This is a genomic window from Endozoicomonas sp. ALD068 (assembly GCF_049310145.1).
In the GTDB taxonomy this organism is placed as follows: domain Bacteria; phylum Pseudomonadota; class Gammaproteobacteria; order Pseudomonadales; family Endozoicomonadaceae; genus Endozoicomonas_A.
Genome location: NZ_JBLYNU010000004.1, coordinates 1,241,648 through 1,258,873, shown reverse-complemented (window position 1 = coordinate 1,258,873; position 17,226 = coordinate 1,241,648). Strand labels below are relative to the sequence as shown.

The window sequence follows — 17,226 nt, the reverse complement described above, 5'->3', positions numbered from 1 at the left end:
GATGCAATGACAGAGTTTTCAGAAAACCACTCTCTGCAGGTCTTATGCTGCTGTTACTCTCATTGCCCGCTATTTGCCAGGCCGAATCATTTAAAAGAGGCTTTGTTGTCGAGTTGCAGCAGGATGAAAGCTCTCCAACAGGCAGCTTTTCTATACTGCAAGACCCGCACACCTTAATGAGCACCCCGTCATACCTTACTGATATAAACGACTATGCAGAAGCAATTTTGCCGCCAGAAGAGAAAGCAGACAGACTTGGCTGCGGGGTAAAAACCTCCTTATTTGAGTCGATCTCGTGGAAATTGATTTACGCCACTCATTTTCTGGTTGCTTACGAACTGATTATAACCACCAGTGATGCTATGCTGAGCGCCAAACCTTATTCAGGGGTACCTGCAGAAGCGCTTGTCGCTGTCGGCTCACTTTTGCAAAGCTATTGGAACACCGATTCACCGCTGTTCAATCCGATAGGGCAACTGCAGGCAAGTCAGGATGATCCGTTTGTGATCACCACGATGATGCTCCCCGGACGTGGTCAACAAAAAAGCCAGGAACCAAACCAGCCATCAGCATCACCCGGTCAGCAAGCCTCTCATTCAACCACGCTGCTTAAAGCCACTCTCACCTACCGTTCGGGCTCCGGTGACGGCAACAAAGGCCCCGAACAACAACAGCACACTTTGGGTTTAAATTGTCACGTCGACTCCTGTAATGGCGTTTGTAAACTACGACAATCATCTGATAGCGGCGAGTCATCAGAAGAGAGGTCGCTGAATGCCGCAGAAACTCCAACAAACCAAACTGCAGTGACACCAGAACAAAGCAAGCAATACGCACGAATGGGTGATCTCATTCAAGCCCTGCACGATCTTCAGCCGTACGCCCTTACAGCATCGTTTATCAAGCCGGAAAATGAACCGCAGGAGCAAAGAAGAGCCTACAAGAAGCAACCCAAGCGCTTACATAGCACAGTCAGCAGTCTGAATAGAAGAAGATCCAGTCTCTTCGAGCAACACCATTGTAACGAGACAGTGGTCAGGGCGGATGGCAAGGAGCACCGATGCGATCGGGTCTCAGTCAGCGCTTCAGCCCTCAAGCGTCACAAAAAAAGATTCCACACAGGGTCACAAACTTATGATGAGCCAGCGCTCGGAGAGGATGATCAACAACAGTCATGTGGAACAACCTTCGAGAACTGTGAACAGCTGCCCTATCAGACAGAAGCGCATCGAAAAGGCAAGCAACTTCCTGATACAAAGCAGAATGAAAATGACTTAAACCCTTCAGAAGAAAGCAAAGAGTGATCCAGCTTTCAGCCTCTATTAAAAGACACTTCCAGAATGAACAGGCAGCTCAAATATTATCTGGATTTTTTAACAGGGCAAAAAATGTCTGTTTTTTTGCCTTTGCTGCAATGCTGGTTAAACTTCTGACAGACACTCGTCGCGTTGCTTCAACCCTGATTCCGATGGCTAAAAAAAAGCCCGATGTGAACCATTCCGGGCTTTAAGTACCTAACCTGTTGGTTATTGAATTGAGGCTGGGGAATGTTAAACCGCTTGCTCCATCAGTGCCTGAGCTTCCTGCTTCTGCTCATCAGAGCCAGACTCAAGCACCTCCTGGAGAATGTCCCTGGCACCTTCTATATCACCCATGTCAATGTAGGCCCTTGCCAAATCCAACTTGGTTGCTGCTTCATCGTCATCAGAAAGGAACTCCAGATCATCGTCTTCCAGAACCGACTCCAGGTCAGGCAGGCCATCATCGAAGCTCAGCGACTGTTCGTCATCATCGGCATAGCGTTCATCCAGTTCAAGCTCCAGATCATCAAGATTATCGCCTGGAGCAGGAACCGCTTCCTGAGCAGCTACGTCCGATTCTGAAGGCAGCTCCAGTTCTTCAAGTGCCTCAGAAGTATCGTCTTCGCCCTGTTCTGGCTCCAGATCAAGATCATCCAGCTGGAAGTCCAGATCATCAGCCGACTCAGCAGGCTCATCATTGAACTCCAGGTCATCCAGATCAAACTCCAAATCACCCAGCTCGCCATCAGAATCAACATCGCTTTCATCGTTGAGTGCTTCATTCAGGTCGAATTGCTCAAAATCGTCATCTGCCTCTTCAGTAGCCGCTTGTTGAGTAACATCTCCAAAGAAAGCTTCAGCCGGGAACCGGGCTTTATAGGCATCAGCCTGACGCAAGGCATCCTGATCATCCAGCGACTCAACACCTGCCAGAGCTGCCTTAAAGTTATCCAGATCATTATTTTCAGCATGAACTTCCAGCAGCTTGAGTCTCAGATCCGAACGATCCGGCTCATTTGCAATGGCTTTTTCCAGAAGCTCAACAGCTTGCGGAAATCTGCCGTAGGCAATATAGATATCGGCTTCACTGATTGCATCCTCGGTCTGCTGAGTCGTCTCTTCTGGCTCTTCATCTTCAAGCAGACTGTCTTCATCGATTTCGAGTGTCTCATCCAGCTCGAACTCTTCCTGATCATCCTGTTGAGGTTCATCAGGAATCAGCGACATCGGCTCCAGGCTGGACGCTTCCTCAACTTCGATCTCGTCCTCTTCTTCCTGCTTGCGACGCCGGTAAACTAACAGGGCCGCAATCAGACCTAATGGCAGCAGAGCTGACAAGACCAGATAAAGAGGGTGACCAAACAGGAAGCTCAGAAAGCCAGGCTCAGATTCTGGTACTGGTTGCTCAGCCACAGGAAGCGGCCTGGTTTCTGGCGCTATTTGCGCTGGTGTCCCGGCAGGCTGTTGTGTCAGTGCGGCCATCTGATCATCTTTCAGATCTATCAGTCTTTTCAGGGTACTGATCTGATCGTCGAGATCTTTTAAACGGCTTTTAAGCTCTTCATTCTCGCGAGTCAGGTTATCCATCTTCTCACGAGTCATTGCCAACTCATTCTGAAGCGCCGTGGTTGCCGTGTCTGCAGACCCTCTTCCCAGATCACTGCCCGCACCGGAGCTATTATCTGTGGCAACAATCGACAAACGCCCATTGTTTCCAGCACCTTCTCCACCCGACTCGGCTGAGCTGCGTCGTGTTGCATCCAGTTGCTCCAGACGAGCCTGCCACTCACGATTCTGTCGAGCCACTTCACTAACAGCATCCTGAAAGCTCACTTGTGCAATTTCATCTCTGTCAGGCAAGCGCAACACCTGTCCTTTTTTAAGACGGTTGATGTTATTTTGAACAAAGGCTTGTGAATTCTTTTTCTGCAGAGCCAGCATCGTCTGCTGAATACTCAGATCACTGGCAGGCCTGACACTTCTGGCAATATTCCAGAGACTATCATTAGGCTGCACTTCATAAGTATCTCGCTGGCCTGGTCCAGAATAGCTACGGACACCGGTGCGAACAGGCTCTTCCCTGACCGGATTGACCTGGATCGGCCTGGATGATTCTTCTGGCTGGTAGGATGAAGATTGACTCTCAGAGTACCCTCTCTGATCGAACGGATTCACACTCTGACCACGTGAAGGCTCAGGAAAACCACTGTTGTATGTCTGGGTAGAAGCAGGATTTACCGGAGCCGCTGCCTCTTGGCTAAAGGCTGGCGGATCCAGCAGCATGGTGTATTCCCGGAGCAGGCGACCACTGGGCCAGTGCACTTCCAGCAGAAAATTAAGGAAGGGCTCACGAACCGCCTGACTGCTGGTGACATGAATATAGCCCGTACCGTCCTCTCTCAGAATGGTTTTAAAATTCAGGCCAGTCAGACTGAAAGGCCTGTCGAGCCCCGCCCGTTGAAAATCTGCACGACTGGCAAGATTGGGCAGAATCTCGTTCCGGGTCAACTCTCTGACTTGCAGCAATTCAATCTCGGCATCCAGCGGTTGATTGAGCGCAGAATTCAAGCGCACTTCACCCAACCCCAGTGCATTCGCCAGACCGGAACCCATTGCTCCTGATATGACCATAGCTGCTACAAGCTTTTGCAGTTTCATTATGAGTCCTTGTTATCTGCACGAATCAGAAAACCCGCCCGTAAACACACCTTACATCGACAGCCAGAAGCAGAACCGAGTTAAAAACTGAACAATTCAGGTCGTCAACTATTCTCAACCCCCGCCTTTCGGGGCATGAAGTTTTCTTTGACGACACTTTTTATAACAAACAGCTTTCCAGATGTGTGCTGCACCCTCAAACAGAAGACAGGTGCCCAATCTGTACTCCAACATGGAATACACCAAAAGCTATGATCACTCATAGCCATAAAACCGGTACGGCTAACAGTTCCTGATTACCTGAAGCCCTACGCTGCTCTAGTCAAAGCAAGGCTTCAGGATAAAATTTTTATTATTCTGACAATTTCAATAAGGAACTGTCACTATTCTAAGCTAAGTTATCATTTTAAAAAGTCTTTTAGCAATATCTCTGCCACTGCCAATGCCTGAAATGCGCCACATCGCACCGGATCAGCAACAATCCAGAGACATATTTGATCGGCATGATCCGGATTTTGACGAATCCGACCAACGACAATGACATCTTTTCCTGCCACAGTTTCAACAGAAGGCATTTCATCATCGGCCGCCAACTCAATACCAGCAACCCCTGCAAGGAGATCCCTGACAGTCTGCTCATCAACTGGACGGTCCAGATCCAGGTGAACTGCGAGGCTGTCACCAAAGAATACAGGCACACGCACACAGGTAGCACTAACCCTGAGATCATCCTGATCCAGCCCTTTCATGAGTTCTTTAGCAATCATTCGCTCCGGTAATGTAAAACCTGCCTCAGTGACGACACCCACCTGCGGCAGGACATTGAAAGCAATTCGCTGCTCAAAAAGCTTTTTCTTCACTGGCTTGCCACTGAGCAAATCAATCGTTTGCCCACGCAATTCTTCAATCCCTCTCTGACCAGCTTCAGCCAGTGAAAGGCTGGCCATGACATTGATAGAATCAATGCCGACTGCATCTTGAAGCGGCTTCATGACCTGAAGCATCAGGGCAGCAGGACTGGCAGGAATTGCGATCTCCTGCAAGCCTAACAGTTCCGCAGCATCAGACAGACCCGGCAGGTACATCTCGGCCTCGGCACCAATAGCACCATTAACTACACGACAGCCACACTCACTGGCCAGATTCAGAACCTCAGGATTAATTTGTGAGCCAGCGGGTATAATCAGAAGATCGGCATCGGCATAATGAAACGTCAACGCACTAATCACATCGACTTCAGCGCCTTTGAAAGCTACTGTAGTCTCATCTCCAGGCGTATTGGACTCTTCAGGCCCTGTCAGCGGATAGACAACTCCGGGGGTTAAATGGCTCTCTTCCAGAATAGCCAAGACTGCTTCCCCGGCAAGACTCTGTGCATCATAAATCGCTAAATCAAAGGTTCCGCTCATGAGCTTCTCTGCATCTGTACAAAATTGTCGGGAAATGTATCAGGAAGTATTCAGGAAAGCATCACTCAGGCATGAATTGCAGTCATGCCCGAGCTCATGAGATCAGGTTCTAAATACTCGGCCATACGGAATCGAATATTTCTGGCTTATTGGGTAGGTGCTCTGCAAGGCGCAACGACGGGAACATAGCATGCTATGTGACCAGAGTTGCAACGCATCACGACTGCATGGATGCAGGAGCTAGAGCAACGCAGGAGCAGTTGCCGCGAGTGCCTGAACAATAAGTCAGAAAATATGATTTCGTATGGTTGAGTACTTATAAGCTATCAAGCCGAAAGTGTGCTCTTGCTGTTGCCACCGGTATTTCCCTGCGGCTCTGCCAGGCGGTGATCGCAACATTGGCGATCCGGCTACCCTGTCTCACCACATCGCATTCTGCAAAAACATCCTGAATTTTTGCGCTTCTTAAATAATCAATAGAAAAATCCACAATCTTGGCAATTTTTGGCTCATCCATAAACAACATCAAGTGAATGGCTGCCGACATTTCCATAAAACCACCCAGCACACCACCATGGAGTGCTGGTAACACCGGATTACCCGTGTTATCTCTGTTTTCAGGCAGAACAAAAAGGGCATCATCACCCAGAGACTGGCAACTCATGCCAATTTTCCTGGCGTAGGGCAAGAGCTCCGTCAGATAACTGTAATCACTGGTCGCTCTGGCCTGAAGCAGAACCTCACGAAAGTCGTTCTGAATCTTCATTTTGCCAACCCCTTAGCCATTTGGCTCAAGGTTCGCCCGGATCTCATAAAGGTTCCCACGCCGTGCGCAAAAGGCTCGTCACGATTGCCCTGATAGACTACCCCTCTTGTAAAGACAACGGTTTTAGTAACCCGATAGGCTTCAGCAAAGCAGCGAACCGGCTTGAAAGGAGCCGGAAAACCCAGATGATCAATTCGCAGGTCAATGGTAGGACAAGTCTCAAAGCCTGGCAGACTTATACAGGCGGCTATACCGAAAGCGCTATCCATCAGGGTTGTTATCGCACCTGAATGAATGATTCCACTTCCCGGGTTGGCTTCCAGTTCGTCACTAAACGGCATGTTAATGACAACACCTTCAGAAGAGGCATGCTCCGGCTTCATCTCCAATACACGACAATGGGGAACTGCTTGGAAAAACTGCTGAACAATGCTTACTATCTGCTCATCGCTATTCATGTCAATGCAATCTCAAATCATAGTAAGTACCAATGTACAGCATAACCATTTTCAAACAACTGTTTAATTTACTGGCAGCTATAAGATTTGCCCCCCTAAAGGAGAGAAAATCGTCGTTAATCGGAATGTTACAGATGCAAATCCATTTAATACTGAAGAGAATGGGCCTGAGTGCAACGCTTGCACCCAGCTTTTTATCAGCCCACGTAGTCTATCTAGCGGCGAGATTTTTGTTTTTTCTTTTTATCATCCTTCCTCTTGCCTTTCAGTTCAATAACACGACGCTTGTGAGTTACCTTCCGCTCACCCCCAGAGCTCTTCTTGTGAACCGCTTTGCGTTCTGCATAAGGGTTTTCTGAAGAACGGAATTCAATCCGAATGGGTGTTCCCATGATCTTTAGCACCTTTCTGAAGGTATTTTCCAAATAGCGCTTATAGGAAGCAGGAACTTCTTCCGTCTGATTACCATGAATAATGATAGTCGGTGGATTCATGGCACCCGCATGACAGTACCTTAATTTGATACGACGGTTTCGAACCATCGGTGGCTGGTGAATCTTGGTCGCATCTTCCAAAATTCGGGTAAGCTGGTTGGTGGACAGCTTGCGAGTAGCACACTCATAGGCTTCATCAATAGAATCATAGAGATGACCGACATTGGTTCCGTGCTTGGCAGAGATCATGTGAATACGGGCAAAATTGATGAACTCCAACCTTCTGGACAGTTCTTCTTTAACCTTTTTTCGCTCTTCTTCTTTCATGCCGTCCCACTTGTTTACGGCTATCACAACGGCACGACCAGCTTCCAGCACAAAGCCCAGCAGATGCAGATCCTGTTCCACAATTCCTTCTCTGGCATCCACAACCAGTACCACAACATTGGCATCTTCAATAGCCTGAAGGGTTTTAATTACTGAGAACTTTTCAGCCACTTCATGGACTTTACCACGGCGGCGAACACCTGCCGTATCGATCAAAGTGTAATCCTGACCCCAGCGTTCATAAGGTATGTAAACACTGTCGCGGGTTGTTCCGGCCTGATCATAAACGACAACACGTTCTTCCCCCAGCAAACGATTGACCAGTGTCGACTTACCCACATTGGGTCGTCCTACAATGCCAATCCTGATACCTCTGGCCTTGACCGTTTCCGGGTCGTCTTCATCTTCTTCAAACTCATCGGACTCTGGCCCCATCACTTCTTCGAGAACGCCTTCAATCATGCCTTTGACACCACGGCCATGAACAGCAGCAATATGGAAGGCTTCACCAAAGCCAAGAATGGCAAAATCGGCTTCTGCCTGATCAGCATCAACGGTATCCGTCTTGTTAAGCACCAGATGGTACTGCTTGTTCTGCTTACGCAGATGACCAGCAATCATTTCATCAGCGGCAGTCAATCCGGCTCTGGCATCGACCAGGAACAGAACAATATCAGCTTCCCGGATGGCCGCCAGGGACTGTTCAGCCATAGCTGAATCAATGCCTTCCTCATCACCGCTGATTCCACCGGTATCAACAACAATATAAGGTCTGGAGCCCATTCTGCCTTCCCCGTATTTACGATCACGGGTAAGACCGGCTACATTGGCAACCAGAGCATCACGAGAGCGAGTCAGACGATTAAACAGCGTAGACTTGCCAACATTGGGACGCCCCACCAGGGCAATTACAGGAACCATACACTTCATTCCACTGGGGCTATTGAATACCCCCAAAACTTTAAACCAGTTACAGACAAACTGCCGTTTAAGTGGGAGCAGTCTGTCATGAAATCTGTCCTGACAGACCTTGACGGGTCAATTGCAACAGATTCCCAGCATTCAAATAACAGAAAAAGGGCTGAACCTTCCAAGATTCAGCCCGACTTTAATCCTTTGCCAAAGTCACTGTTTGATTCAGCAAATTATTTTTGGTTGAGCGCAGTCAAAGTACCTTCGGCACTGAGCACAAAGAGGAAGTCACCCGATACCACAGGAGGGGCTTTGATCGCTGATGAACTGGCCTTGAACCGACCTGCCATAACACCATCAACCTGAGACAATAGATGAACATAGCCTTCCAGATCAGCCACAGCTACATAGCTGCTGTATGTCGTTGGCGCTGTCAGCAAACGATATTCCAGCTTATCCTGCCTCCAGCTGACCGCACCACTACGCTGATCCAGAGAACTGACATAACTGCTGTCATCCGTCAGATACAGGGAGCCGAAACCTTCTGCAATCGACTTGTAGCTGGATAATTCCCGACTCCAGCGGACACGGCCACTGTACATATCCATGGCAGCTACATTACCCTGAAAGCTGACCATAAACAGGTTGTCACCTACGATCAGTGGCTCCGCCTTAATGTCGACCATTCTTTCCAGCTCGGAAGAACCTTTCGGAATAGAAACCCGACTGTTCCAGAGAGGACCACCATCATTCACCCTGAATGCCTTCGCCTCACCATTGGAGAGCCCAACAAACACCGCTTCGCCTTCAATAAGCGGCGTACTGGAGCCTCTCAAAGTCAGTGCAGGTTGCAGGTTTTCCTGATGCCAAAGCTCCTTGCCGGTTTCAGCATCGAGAGCCGTAATCGTATCGTCAATACTCTGAACCATGACGACACGACCGTTGGTTTGGGGAGAAGAAATCACTTCACTGCTTACTCTGGCTTTCCAGAGCTCACTGCCATCTTCCTCTTTCAGGGCAATGACATGCCCATCCAGGGTTCCCAGAAGCAGTATCCCGAAGTCAGCAGTAATGCCACCACCGACAGCTAATTCCAGACTTTTCTTCCAAATCTCCTTACCAGTCTCAAGGTTCAGGGCAATGACATCACCCTGAGCGCCTGCAGCATAAATCACATCGCCTGACACAGAAGGCACCAGTCGCTCATAGCTGTCTTCGACACCTTTACCGATACTTCTGGACCAGACCTCTTGCAATTCAATATCCGGCTCAAACCCGGTGAGGGTCTTTGGTTTGCGTACTATATCCTCGTCATCGGAAAACAGGCTACAGGAAGCCAGCCCCAGCGTCAGGGAAACGATCAGCAGTGATCTTATTATCCTCTCCATCCATTAGCCCTCTTTTACGTTAGCTGCCAGATCATCCAGTTTGAACTGCAGCAGAGGCCGGGACTCTCCGTTAGTACGGGCAGCTTCCAGTGCCTTTTCATAGGATTCACGTGCTTTGTCTCTCTGACCCATTGCCAGATGTGCATCGCCTCGAACGGACTCGATAGTCGCTACAAAACCGGCTTCCGAATCGGCTTTGGCCAAAACATCCAGCGCCGCTTGTGCGTTATCGTCAGACTGGCTCAGCATCACTCGCGCCAGTCGGGCACGAGTCACCAGCTCAATTTCCAGATCGGGCTTTTGAGCCAGCACCCATTCAAGGGAAGAACGGGCACCATCAAGATCATTATCCAGAACCTGTTCACGGGCCTGAAGCAGTGTTGCAAGAGCCGCATAATCAGAGCTCTCGTAATCAGACTGCAGAGTTTCCACCACGTGTTTAACGGTGGATTTCTGTTGCTCTGACAGCGACTGCCCCTGAGTAGTGACTTCCAGAAGGCTCTGATAAAGCTGTGATGAAGCAGCTGCCGTTTCCAGCTGATTCTTCTGGTAAGCCTTGTAGCCGAAAATAGCTACGACAGTGATAGCAACGCCAGCAACAACCGGCTTGCCGTATTCCTGCCAGAGGTTCTTAAGCAGTTCTACTTCTTCTTCATCTGTACGGCTCACTCTTTACTCCTGAATTCGCTTTTTCAAAAATTCAACCACAGCAGGAATATCCATGCTTTCCTGCTCACCATCTATTGACAGAGACTTAACGGTTACCGACTGACTGGCCAACTCATCTTCTCCAATGATGAAGGCGAAGTCAGCTCCGCTGTTAAAGGCCCTTTTCATCTGTCCTTTAAAGCCTCCACCGCAATTGACCAGAATGCGCACATCCGGAACCGCTGTTCTTATTTGCTCAATCAGGGGCAGAGCTTTAGCACTGACACCCTCTCCACGGGTGACCACAGCGACATCAACTGTCTTTTGAACCGACTCGGGAATCAGATTCAACGTTTCCAGCATCAGTACCAGGCGTTCCAGCCCCATGGCAAATCCTACTGCCGGGGTTGGCTTGCCACCCAGCAGTTCAACCAGAGCATCGTAACGGCCACCACCGCAAACGGTTCCCTGTGCGCCAAGACTGTCTGTTATCCATTCAAACACGGTCCGGCTATAGTAATCCAGCCCGCGCACCAGACGTGGATTAACGACATAAGAAATCCCTGCCGCATCAAGAATACTTTTCAGGGTTTCAAAATGTTCGGCCGATTCAGCGTCCAGATAATCGTGCAATACCGGTGCATCCGCAACAATTTCCCGGGTGCGTTTATCTTTACTGTCAAGAATTCTCAGAGGATTGATACCCAGACGATTCCGACTGTCTTCATCCAATTCCTGTTCGAAGCGGGATAAATACTCGACCAGAGCCTCACGATAATTCTGCCGAGCTTCCAACGTACCCAGAGTATTGAGTTCCAGACGCACATGCTGATCAATACCCAACTCTTTCCAGAGTCTGGCAGTCAACAATATAAGTTCCGAGTCAATGTCGGGGCCAGCCATGCCGAAGGTTTCAACACTAAACTGATGAAACTGACGATAACGACCTTTCTGTGGACGCTCATAACGGAACATAGGCCCCATAGTCCAGAGTCTTTGTGTCTGGTTATAGAGCAAACCGTGCTGGATACCGGCTCGAACACAACCGGCTGTCCCTTCGGGACGCAGAGAGAGACTCTCGCCGTTGCGGTCCTCGAAGGTGTACATTTCCTTTTCTACAATATCTGTACCTGCACCGATGCCCCGGCTAAATAGTGGACCGGGCTCAACCACAGGCATCCTGATTTCGCGATAACTGTAAGTCGCCATCAGGTTACGGAGTCTGGACTCCAGGTACTGCCAGGCAGGACTCTGATCTGGCAGGATGTCATTCATCCCGCGAATGGCTTGAAGTTGCTTTGCCAAGTTCTGACGCCCTCTCAATCCTCTAAATGAACGTTGGTGAGCAGGTAATAATGGCAGATAATGCCTGAAGCATTACTATCAACCGGCAAAAATTGCTCAAAAAGGCTTATTCCAACGACAAAAGCGCCAACTATAACTTTTCCGGGGCCCTGAGTATAGGCAGACTGGCTTGTCGCAGAACCGGATTCTCAATCAGCCAGCTTTCAGTAACAGGCTTGCTACCCTGCGACCCGAGCCAGACGTCTTGACCGCGACTTTTTTGCCATCAAATTTTAGATCCGCCACACCTTTCACATTCCCAAAGCGGACCTGAACGGATGAGGGTACTTCAAGCTCCAGGTTTGAGCCTGCCCTCTGAACATCGGTATAGAGAGCACGACCACTCATATCCTTGACTTCAATCCAGCAGTCCTCAACAAAGTCAATAGCCAGCCTGACAGGGGAGCCATTGTCGGAGAGAGAGCCCTCAGCACCAGAGAGAGAGCCGTCAACATCGGAAAGAGAACTGCCCACTTCGGGAAGAACCCGTTCAGTTTGACCAAGAGGTTCTTCACTGTCCTGACCAACCGCAGGTATATCATCATTTTCTGATTCGTTCTCAGGCTCTGTCACTTCCATTTCAGAATCATCAAAGTCAACCTGCACGGGCATCACTTTTTCTGCTTCAGAAACATCTTCTGACGACTCGATAACAACGGAGGGCTGCTGCCGAAAAATCACTTCCGATTGCGAAGCAGAACGTTTGTCCAGATTCCATCCATAATAACTGCCCGCCCCCACCAGAATAACCGTGAGAAGGCTTGCTCCCCAGGCAAAAAAAGAAGACATTGGACGCCAGGTTGTCAATGGAGCACCTGCTTTCAAATGAGGGGTTTCGGCGCCACTGTGCCCGGTGAAACGATCAAAGTGATCCACCAGTTCATCACCATCCAATCCGAGAGCCCGGGCATAGCGTCTGACGTACCCCCGGGCAAAAACCAGACCTGGCAGTGTCTCAAACTCATTACTTTCCAACGCCAGAATATAAGACTCTGGCAACTTCAAAAGGTCTGCAGCCTCACCTATTGAAAGACCTGCTTTTTGCCTTCCAGCACTCAGTAACTGACCAGGAGCGACAGCAGAAGCCTCCTCCTGGTCTTCCTGGCTGTTTTGCTCATCAGTACTCATAACCGCTTCTACTCCGCACTCCCTCTCCAGTGGAAGAAGGGAATAAACGCCCTAATTGCAAAGAATAACTGGCTGCAGCATCCTGATCGCCATTAACTCTGGCCAAGCGAACCCCCAGCCTCAGGGATCGCTCATTCTGACGGGAAAGACGGGTAAAGACCTGATAGTACTTCCAGGCTTCACGAAACTGGCCTTGCTCTTCAAGTATCGCCGCTAATTCCAGACTTGCACGAGGTAAATTACTGTTCAGTTTCAGAGCTTTGTCAAAATGCTCTGCAGCCAGAGATCGTCGGCCTTGTTTTAATGCCACCAGCCCCAGGTTTTCATAAGCTCGGCTGCGGCTACTGTAACGAACGTCACCGGCGGCTTGCTCAAATTCACGGTAAGCCTCACTCAGGCGGTTCTGACTGAAGAGAAATACACCAAAGTTATTGTGGATTTCAGAAGAGTCAGGATTAAAAGACAGGGCTTTCCTGAAAGATGTCTCTGCCAGGCTGGCTTCTCCCTGAAGCTGATAAACCAACCCAAGCATGCCGAAGGCATCGGCTGATCGGGGCTGGATCTCCAACGCCCGATTAATCGGCTTGACTGCCTTTTCGGTTAGACCCTGTTGCACATACCCCCTGGCCAGTTCAAGGTAGCTACGGACAGCTTCACCTTCATTGACGGGTTCAGGCCCGCCGGTTGTCACACAACCACTCAGGATGATACTGAACAAAACTGCACTGATTCCCAGTTTTGCGATCATACTTCTCCCCGTTTTTTAATTATTTTGAACATAGTAAGTGAACCGGGATAGTCGAGGCCACAGAAATCTGGCCCCTGCGGTCATAATTTTCAGCTCAAACAGGCTTTTACCAGAATCAATGAATTGGAAACCGGATACTCTGATCAGCCAACATTTACCTGACGAGCAGCGATATAGCGTTCACTTCTTCGTGTTTTGTCTGCAACCTGCCCCACCAGCTGGCCACAGGCAGCATCAATATCGTCACCACGAGTCTTGCGCACGGTGACATTAAAGCCGGCTTCCTGAAGTTGTTCCTGGAAGCGACGTACAGCATTGTTGCTGGGGCGTTCATAACCGGAATGCGGGAACGGATTAAAGGGGATCAGGTTGATTTTACAGGGGACATTCTTCAACAACTGAATCAGCTCAATGGAATGCTCAGGCTGATCATTCACTCCCGCCAGCAGCGTATATTCAATGGTTACGACACGTTTGTCTGGAAGCCCACTCATATATTGTTCGATCGCATCCAGCAAGTCTGACAACGGATACTTACGGTTAATCGGAACCAGCACATTTCTCAATTCATCGTTAGCTGCATGAAGCGACACTGCCAGTGACACATCGGTCACCTCACCCAGTTTACGCAGGGCGGGAACAACCCCCGAAGTACTCAGTGTTACCCTGCGCTTGGACAGGCCATAACCCAGGTCATCCATCATCAGGTTCATGGCATCAACGACATTGTCAAAGTTCATCAGAGGCTCACCCATCCCCATCATTACGACGTTGGTGATAGAACGATCTTTCTTTGCGGGAACATTATTAAAGTGACGCGCGGCAATCCAGACCTGACCGATAATTTCCGCCACAGTGAGATCGGAGTTAAAACCCTGTTTACCGGTGGAGCAGAAACTGCAGTCCAGTGAACACCCTGCCTGGGAGGATACACAGAGGGTGCCGCGCTTTCCTTCCGGTATATAGACTGTCTCGACACAACTGCCCGAAGCGACTCTGACCACCCACTTGCAGGTACCATCTTCAGAAAACTGGCTACTGACGACTTGGGGACCACGAATTTCAGCCACCTCTTTCAGCTTTTGCCTGAGAGTTTTGCTGATATTGGTCATTTCATCAAAATTATCGACGCCGAAGTGGTGAATCCACTTGAGCATCTGCTCAGCACGAAACTTCTTTTCACCTATGCTGAGAAAAAAATCCACCATCTTGCTGCGGGACAGATCCAACAGGTTAACAGGTGTGTTTTGAACCTCACCGGCCTCAGCGCTTACGGTGATTAATTCTGACATTCTTAATACCTCAAAAAGCCATGAGCGCTATAAGCCGCCCAACAGCCATGGGGTGGACTCGCATTATCCCTCGCCGGAATTTAATGCAAACCTGAAATGGCTGCATTCTCACTAACTGCCATGATTGACTATAGAGAAAAGTCGTCGACACTGAGCCAATGAAAAATGATTCACGATAAAAACATGAGCGCTATTAAACCACAATAGCCACGGCATTTTTATAGATAAAAATACAGGGCATACGCCTACCCCTGATTTCAGGTTGCAGAAAGAATGCCCCGTTATGTCATTATCGGGTGCGAGGACAAACGTCTGCATCTTCAAAGAAGTAGGACACTTCTCTGGCAGCAGAAGCCGGAGAATCCGAACCATGCACTGCATTTTCATCAATAGTCTGAGCAAAATCGGCACGGATAGTTCCCGCAGCGGCTTCGGCCGGGTTGGTAGCGCCCATCAGCTCACGGTGATGAGCGACCGCATTCTCACCTTCCAGAACCGACACAACGACCGGACCCGACGTCATGAAAGCGACCAGATCCTTAAAGAAAGGACGCTCTTTATGCTCTGCATAAAAACCTTCTGCCTTCTCTTTGCTCAGATGAACCATGCAGGTTCCGACAACTTTCAGGCCGGCTTTTTCAAAGCGGCTAAATATCTCGCCGATGACATTTTTAGCAACGGCATCAGGCTTGATAATTGATAAAGTGCGCTCTACGGCCATTACACTCTCCAAATGTTCTTTTATTGGCCCATTAAGGGTCAAGTTTATAATTCAATGCGCCACCTCCAGTCATTGGGGAAGCTTGGTCGGCATTGTAAACGATCACTATCCCTGTGTCAGTCATATCCGTAAAAATCATACAAGAGAAAAAACAAACTCATATCATTGCATTTCAAAACGCCAATACCACGCTTGTCTCATTTGAGAGATCAGCAGTGCAGCTAATGTGTGTCTACAATTCTTACGCACTCCCGCAAGTGCCATAACATTTCTATTTATTCAAGCTTAATAACTCACTCACTAAGGCAGGCATAAAATTGACTTTAACAAATAAGTTGAGCAACCGTTCCTCTCGATGCGCTGCAATACAGCTTTCACTATTGACATTGTGTTTCTTATTAACATCACCTCCGCTTCGGGCCGCCCCCCAAACATGCGAGGAGTGTATGTCTGCTTTCAATGATGATGTCTTTCTGGTCTGCCCAGTTTGCCACCCGGCAGCTAACTATCCAGCTAAGTCCTTGCCAACTGCCAATCCGCCTATCGCCAGCTGCACGACACCAGATCCAGTAACTCAACCAGCAACACAACACTCCCAACAAGTGGAAGTGGTGATGCGACTTTTTATGTTGGCAGCTCAGGCCCATCCAGATTCAAATTTTGTTTTTTCCCCTGACAGCCTTTTTCACGCCCTGTCGGCCCTACTCGCGGGAGCCTCTGGTACCACCCGGGAGTTGCTCGCAAAATTTCTGGAAAGCTGTGCTTTCCCCACCACAACAGAAGAACCATGTGCCGGTTCAGGGCGAGGCGAGGTCTATTCTGTAGCTAACGCTTTATTATTGGCCTCCCGACACCAGCTTCAGGATACCTATCGAAGGGAAGCTGAAAAGATGAATACGATTGTTCATGAGAATATAGACTTTACTAACAGACCATCCGTGAAAGCACTCGCAAGGTATCTTAACGAAGAGTTCTGCTATTTAACCCATGGCATGATTCGATCTTTTTGCAATGCTGATGATTGGAACACAGAGACTGCACTTATTCTCATCAATTCTGTTTACTTCAGAGGGCTGTGGAAACAACCTTTTTATCGTAAACAGGAAGGAGGAATGTTTACTTTAGCAAACGGAAGAGTGCATCTCAGAAGAGTTTTACATCAGGAAATACAACACACAGGGTACGCTACCCACAATGAGTGGCAAGCAGTAACGGTTCCCTACCGGGGTAACTATGAAATGGTTCTGGTTTTACCCCCGGAAGGAACAGCAGTTTCAGGAATATCCACTGGATTAATGGCCAATTTACTTGCGTCAATACAAACTGTACCAGAAGTGGATCTTACTTTACCCGCTTTTGAGACCCGTTCCAAAAGTGACTTGTATTCCGCCTTACAAAACACGGGTCTGGGATGTTTGTTTGAGCAAGGCAGAGTCAATTTAGGTGGCATGCTAGTGGGTTCTTCGAAAGAGATCTTTTTAAGCGGTGTTCAACAAAATTGCGCCATAAAAGTCAACGAATTAGGGACTGAAGCTTCAGCAGTCACTCAAACTATGTTTGTCGATGGTATCAGAAAAAATATCAAAATTAATTTTAACAGGCCATTTCTTTATATATTACGACATAAGAAAACAGAGAGAATACTCTTTATCGGGCAGATACTTCACCCTGAAGACCTTAACTATCGTTAAC

At 48.7% G+C, this 17,226-nt stretch carries 14 protein-coding genes; 2 read left to right on the top strand and 12 right to left on the bottom strand.

The features are described from left to right. The first annotated feature begins 44 nt into the window (after nt 1-44). The gene (locus ACO6V5_RS04125) at nt 45-1,304 is read left to right on the top strand and encodes a hypothetical protein (RefSeq protein WP_422138298.1); all 1,260 of its coding nucleotides are present in this window, start codon (nt 45-47) and stop codon (nt 1,302-1,304) included. Nucleotides 1,305-1,550: 246 nt separating this feature from the next. Here ACO6V5_RS04125 and ACO6V5_RS04120 read toward each other — a convergent pair whose 3' ends face one another. The 12 genes from ACO6V5_RS04120 to ndk all read right to left on the bottom strand — a co-directional run bounded on the left by ACO6V5_RS04120 (nt 1,551) and on the right by ndk (nt 15,534). After that, nucleotides 1,551-3,959 carry a FimV/HubP family polar landmark protein gene (locus ACO6V5_RS04120; protein WP_422441866.1) on the bottom strand — a complete coding sequence of 803 codons (2,409 nt, stop codon included), beginning with the start codon at nt 3,957-3,959 and terminating at the stop codon, nt 1,551-1,553. A gap of 401 nt (nt 3,960-4,360) precedes the next feature. Further along, entirely contained in the window at nt 4,361-5,368 is a 1,008-nt protein-coding gene (locus tag ACO6V5_RS04115) for an Asd/ArgC dimerization domain-containing protein (RefSeq protein ID WP_422413287.1), read from the bottom strand. A gap of 316 nt (nt 5,369-5,684) precedes the next feature. Further along, nucleotides 5,685-6,134, bottom strand: a complete 450-nt coding sequence (locus tag ACO6V5_RS04110; RefSeq protein WP_422134222.1) for a PaaI family thioesterase — start codon at nt 6,132-6,134, stop codon at nt 5,685-5,687. Then, nucleotides 6,131-6,592 (bottom strand): PaaI family thioesterase, encoded by a 462-nt coding sequence (locus ACO6V5_RS04105; RefSeq protein WP_422134223.1) that lies wholly within the window; start codon nt 6,590-6,592, stop codon nt 6,131-6,133. The genes ACO6V5_RS04110 and ACO6V5_RS04105 overlap by 4 nt, the downstream gene beginning before the upstream one ends. 215 nt (nt 6,593-6,807) lie before the next feature. After that, entirely contained in the window at nt 6,808-8,274 is a 1,467-nt protein-coding gene (der, locus tag ACO6V5_RS04100; protein WP_422134224.1) for a ribosome biogenesis GTPase Der, read from the bottom strand. Between the two features lie 224 nt (nt 8,275-8,498). Further along, nucleotides 8,499-9,653 carry an outer membrane protein assembly factor BamB gene (gene bamB, locus ACO6V5_RS04095; protein ID WP_422134225.1) on the bottom strand — a complete coding sequence of 385 codons (1,155 nt, stop codon included), beginning with the start codon at nt 9,651-9,653 and terminating at the stop codon, nt 8,499-8,501. 3 nt (nt 9,654-9,656) lie between these two features. Next, the gene (locus tag ACO6V5_RS04090) at nt 9,657-10,322 is read right to left on the bottom strand and encodes a YfgM family protein (RefSeq protein ID WP_422413284.1); all 666 of its coding nucleotides are present in this window, start codon (nt 10,320-10,322) and stop codon (nt 9,657-9,659) included. A gap of 3 nt (nt 10,323-10,325) precedes the next feature. Then, entirely contained in the window at nt 10,326-11,606 is a 1,281-nt protein-coding gene (gene hisS, locus ACO6V5_RS04085) for a histidine--tRNA ligase (RefSeq protein ID WP_422138302.1), read from the bottom strand. A gap of 192 nt (nt 11,607-11,798) precedes the next feature. Then, nucleotides 11,799-12,773 carry a helix-turn-helix domain-containing protein gene (locus ACO6V5_RS04080; protein WP_422134228.1) on the bottom strand — a complete coding sequence of 325 codons (975 nt, stop codon included), beginning with the start codon at nt 12,771-12,773 and terminating at the stop codon, nt 11,799-11,801. After that, nucleotides 12,763-13,521 carry a type IV pilus biogenesis/stability protein PilW gene (gene pilW, locus ACO6V5_RS04075; protein ID WP_422134229.1) on the bottom strand — a complete coding sequence of 253 codons (759 nt, stop codon included), beginning with the start codon at nt 13,519-13,521 and terminating at the stop codon, nt 12,763-12,765. Before pilW ends, ACO6V5_RS04080 begins: the two co-directional genes overlap by 11 nt. A 143-nt stretch (nt 13,522-13,664) precedes the next feature. Then, complete coding sequence (rlmN, locus tag ACO6V5_RS04070) at nt 13,665-14,813, bottom strand: 23S rRNA (adenine(2503)-C(2))-methyltransferase RlmN (protein WP_422134230.1); 1,149 nt, start codon at nt 14,811-14,813, stop codon at nt 13,665-13,667. Between the two features lie 289 nt (nt 14,814-15,102). After that, nucleotides 15,103-15,534 carry a nucleoside-diphosphate kinase gene (gene ndk, locus ACO6V5_RS04065; protein WP_422134231.1) on the bottom strand — a complete coding sequence of 144 codons (432 nt, stop codon included), beginning with the start codon at nt 15,532-15,534 and terminating at the stop codon, nt 15,103-15,105. Nucleotides 15,535-15,980: 446 nt separating this feature from the next. Between ndk and ACO6V5_RS04060 the strand changes: the two genes are divergently transcribed. Beyond that, on the top strand, nt 15,981-17,225 hold the full coding sequence (locus ACO6V5_RS04060) for a serpin family protein (RefSeq protein ID WP_422413460.1): 1,245 nt from the start codon (nt 15,981-15,983) through the stop codon (nt 17,223-17,225). The last annotated feature ends 1 nt before the right edge of the window (nt 17,226 follow it).

What these genes read in the sequence shown, in the direction of transcription:
- ACO6V5_RS04125 (WP_422138298.1), top strand. Translation starts at nt 45, where the DNA reads ATGCTGCTGTTACTCTCATTGCCCGCTATTTGCCAGGCCGAATCATTT.
- ACO6V5_RS04120 (WP_422441866.1), bottom strand. Translation starts at nt 3,959, where the DNA reads ATGAAACTGCAAAAGCTTGTAGCAGCTATGGTCATATCAGGAGCAATG.
- ACO6V5_RS04115 (WP_422413287.1), bottom strand. Translation starts at nt 5,368, where the DNA reads ATGAGCGGAACCTTTGATTTAGCGATTTATGATGCACAGAGTCTTGCC.
- ACO6V5_RS04110 (WP_422134222.1), bottom strand. Translation starts at nt 6,134, where the DNA reads ATGAAGATTCAGAACGACTTTCGTGAGGTTCTGCTTCAGGCCAGAGCG.
- ACO6V5_RS04105 (WP_422134223.1), bottom strand. Translation starts at nt 6,592, where the DNA reads ATGAATAGCGATGAGCAGATAGTAAGCATTGTTCAGCAGTTTTTCCAA.
- der (WP_422134224.1), bottom strand. Translation starts at nt 8,274, where the DNA reads ATGGTTCCTGTAATTGCCCTGGTGGGGCGTCCCAATGTTGGCAAGTCT.
- bamB (WP_422134225.1), bottom strand. Translation starts at nt 9,653, where the DNA reads ATGGAGAGGATAATAAGATCACTGCTGATCGTTTCCCTGACGCTGGGG.
- ACO6V5_RS04080 (WP_422134228.1), bottom strand. Translation starts at nt 12,773, where the DNA reads ATGAGTACTGATGAGCAAAACAGCCAGGAAGACCAGGAGGAGGCTTCT.
- pilW (WP_422134229.1), bottom strand. Translation starts at nt 13,521, where the DNA reads ATGATCGCAAAACTGGGAATCAGTGCAGTTTTGTTCAGTATCATCCTG.
- rlmN (WP_422134230.1), bottom strand. Translation starts at nt 14,813, where the DNA reads ATGTCAGAATTAATCACCGTAAGCGCTGAGGCCGGTGAGGTTCAAAAC.
- ndk (WP_422134231.1), bottom strand. Translation starts at nt 15,534, where the DNA reads ATGGCCGTAGAGCGCACTTTATCAATTATCAAGCCTGATGCCGTTGCT.
- ACO6V5_RS04060 (WP_422413460.1), top strand. Translation starts at nt 15,981, where the DNA reads ATGTCTGCTTTCAATGATGATGTCTTTCTGGTCTGCCCAGTTTGCCAC.